Source organism: Planomonospora corallina, assembly GCF_042650625.1.
Lineage (GTDB): Bacteria > Actinomycetota > Actinomycetes > Streptosporangiales > Streptosporangiaceae > Planomonospora_B > Planomonospora_B corallina.
In genome coordinates this window covers 1-527 of record NZ_JBHSBM010000055.1, presented here as the reverse complement: position 1 = coordinate 527, position 527 = coordinate 1, and the positions used below count along the sequence as shown (strand labels likewise).

Here is a 527-nt window from a genome sequence, read left to right as displayed (position 1 = left end):
CGAACGTCCAGTCCATGCCGGAGGTGCGCAGCCACCGCTCCACGGTCGAGTGGGGCACCAGCCGGTTGTGTTCGGCGCCCTGCAGCGACAGGAACACCACGTGCCGCACTCCGGCATCCCGGGCGGCGGCCACGGCGGGGATCAGGTCGCGGCGCACGTCGGCGATCGCCGGCGGCCGGATGAGGAACATCGTCTCGATACCGGTGAACGCCGCCGGCCAGGTCGCGGGATCGGCGAAGTCGAACGCCGTCTCCTGCGCCAGGTCCGATGCGCCGGTACCGCTCGGGTCGGTGGGGTGCGCGGCGGTGAGCTCGGCCGGGCGGCGCGCCAGGCGCACCGGTGTTCCCGTGTCGGCCAGCTCCCGGGCGACGACGCGGCCGATGTTGCCGCTCGCTCCGGTCACCAGGATCCTGTGCATCGCCCTTCTCCTTCCTTCGACGTACAACATTTGTATCATACAATCGTAATGACGTTTGTATAGTGCATCCGTGATGGCGGATGACCTGCACAGCGACCCGACTCCTCCG

1 protein-coding gene is annotated in these 527 nt (G+C 68.9%); it reads right to left on the bottom strand.

Translation table 11 applies throughout. The features are described from left to right. Positions 1-418 (bottom strand): NAD(P)H-binding protein (locus ACFOWE_RS30965; protein ID WP_377294122.1); only part of this gene is annotated, 418 nt, incomplete at its 3' end. Positions 419-527: the final 109 nt, after the last annotated feature.